This window comes from Cellulomonas sp. 73-92, assembly GCF_001898175.1.
Classification (GTDB): Bacteria; Actinomycetota; Actinomycetes; order Actinomycetales; family Cellulomonadaceae; genus Cellulomonas.
The window spans coordinates 1-1,265 of record NZ_MKTH01000028.1 but is presented as its reverse complement, the minus strand read 5'-3'; the positions used below and the strand labels follow the sequence as shown (position 1 = coordinate 1,265).

Here is a 1,265-nt window from a genome sequence, read left to right as displayed (position 1 = left end):
CCACCTGACCCGACGCCACCGACAACCCCTCCGCCGCCGACGCCACCCGACCAGCCGTCGACCGCACGCCCGTCAGGACCTCGCGCAGCGACTCCTCGGCGGCCGCCAGCGAGGCGGCGATGGTCCCCAGCTCGTCGGACGAGCGGACCGGCGGCACCACCGTCAGGTCGCCCTCGGCGAGCGCGTTGATGGCCGCGACGACCTCGTTGGAGGTGCGGACGACCGGCTTGACGATGGCGATGCAGATGCCCGTGACGACGACCAGCGCCGCGCCGAAGACGATCCACATGATGAGCGACGCCTGCCGGTAGCTGGCCTCCGCCTGGGCGTCCAGGGCGTCCGAGCGCTTGGTCAGCGCCTCGCTCTCCACGTTCACGGCGTCCACGAGGTTGACCGCGACGCCCTGCAGGGGGCCCATGACCAGGCCGCTGACGCCGTCGAGGTTGCCGGCCTTGACCATCTCGATGAGGGAGGTGTCGCCCCCGACGTACTGCTGCAGCACGTTGGCGATCGACTGCCAGTTCTGCTGGCTCGTCGCGTACTGCTGGTAGGCGTCGAGGTCCGCCGTCGCGGCGTCCATCGCCTGCTGGAGCTTGGCGATCCAGGCGTCCTGGCCGTCGGCGTACGAGCGCACCGACGGCGTGGCGGCCGTGCGCGCCCGCAGCGTGGCGATGTCCAGGCTGACGTGGTCCAGCGCCTGCAGCGGGATGGCGGCGGTGTGGTGCTGGGCCGCGTTGTCGGCGTTCAGCGTGGTCATCTGCGTCTGGCCGAGCACGGTCAGCGCCCCGGCGACCAGCGCCATGAGGCCGATGCAGACGACGAACTTCTGGCCGAGCGGCCGGTCCGCCAGCCATCGCTTGACACCACGGCCGCTCACGACCGGGGACTCCTGAACCGCCATCGTCGGGTCCACTTTCTTGTCCGTAGGGCCCCCCGCCCGTCACCGAGCCCATCGGCCGGGCGCGCGCGCTTCGGAGGGATTCGCCGCCCGTGTCACCCGGTCGTGACACCCGGCCCGCCGCGCCCGGGCGCGCGACGACCCCCGGGCCGCCCACGAGGGGCCCGGGGGTCGACGTGGAGGGGTCAGACGGTGAAGCGGGCGACCTGTGCGCGCAGCTCCACCGACAGGCCGGCCAGCTCGTCGATGGCCGTGCCCATCCGCGCGACGACCGAGGTCGAGGTGGCTGCGGCGGCGGCGACGCCGGTGATGTTGGAGGCGATCTCCCCCGACCCGGTGGCGGCCTCGGCCACGTTGCGACTCATCT

General features: G+C 72.9%; 1 protein-coding gene and 1 pseudogene. Both read right to left on the bottom strand.

Annotated features, from left to right (window positions below; translation table 11 throughout):
* Positions 1–877, bottom strand: an 877-nt coding sequence (locus BGO37_RS17290) for a methyl-accepting chemotaxis protein (RefSeq protein ID WP_291757004.1), incomplete at its 3' end; no start/stop codon positions are given.
* Between the two features lie 206 nt (positions 878–1,083).
* Positions 1,084–1,265, bottom strand: a pseudogene (locus BGO37_RS17285) (methyl-accepting chemotaxis protein); the annotation flags it as partial.